Annotated in this window: 1 protein-coding gene; it reads left to right on the top strand. The window is 44.6% G+C overall.

Features of this window, described 5'->3' with window-relative positions:
- Positions 1-1,025, top strand: a 1,025-nt coding sequence (locus ACS8FD_RS16395; RefSeq protein ID WP_439276623.1) for an ABC1 kinase family protein, incomplete at its 5' end; no start/stop codon positions are given.
- Positions 1,026-1,087: the final 62 nt, after the last annotated feature.

Genomic DNA, 1,087 nt, shown 5'->3' with positions numbered 1-1,087 from the left:
AGTTTGCGTTCATTAACGAAAAACCATTAGCATCCGCCTCTATCGCTCAAGTACATGCCGCGCGTTTGCATAATGGCGACGAAGTGGTATTAAAGGTACAAAAGCCTGAAGTCGAAACCATTATGCAAACGGATTTGGGCGTGTTGCACGGCGTGACTAAAATTGTTGAGCTGCTTATGCCATCAATGAGGTTTGCCAGTATTGCACCGATTATCGATGAGATTCGTCTGCGCATGTTGGCTGAAACTGACTTTATTAGCGAGGCACAAAATATTCGCGATTTTCAGCAGTTTTTGAGCGTATCGGGGAACACAAAAGTAGTAGCGCCAGAGGTCTATGATGATTTGACGACCAAACGCGTCCTGACTATGAGCCAATTACACGGCGTTTCTATGATTGATGAGACGGCTATGCGTCAGTATTGTGACGATCCAGCGCAAGTGATGGCAGATACGTTAAATACGTGGTTTGCAAGCCTTATGTTTTGTAATAGTTTCCACGCTGACTTGCATGCTGGCAACTTGATGCTGTTAACCGATGGTCGAATTGGGTTTTTGGATTTTGGCATTGTGGGTAAGTTAAAGGCTGAAAGCTGGCGTGCTTGTATGGGGATGATGCAGGCATTGCAAGATAATAACTATCAAGCGATGGCGCAGCATATGATCGATATGGAGATGACCCATGGCCGCAGTAATGTCGATGCCCAGAGCTTAGCAAATGATCTAGAGCGCATGATGAAAACCATCATGGCAGAAGACATTACGTTTACAAGTGGGGTGCCTTTTAATAGTAAAGAGCAGGCCGATGAGCTTAACCAGATGATGCTCGAAATTGTCGAAGTCGGCAAACGTCATGGTATTCATTTCCCCCGTGATTTTGCTTTATTGACTAAGCAGTTGTTGTATTTTGATCGGTTCATGCGTACGCTTGCCCCTGATATGGATATGTTTAGCGACCAACGAGTACAGATACTGGGGCAGACTGATACTAGCCAGCATTCAGCGCCTGCACTTAATATGTCATAGTTTTAAGCTTCATCGCTGCTTTTAAGCGCTATCTATAGGTTTTTAACACAAAGGATTGTGTG

The sequence above is a fragment of the Psychrobacter sp. 1U2 genome, assembly GCF_051847575.1.
The sequence above is the reverse complement of the archived record's forward strand: the minus strand, read 5'-3'. Positions and strand labels throughout refer to the sequence as shown.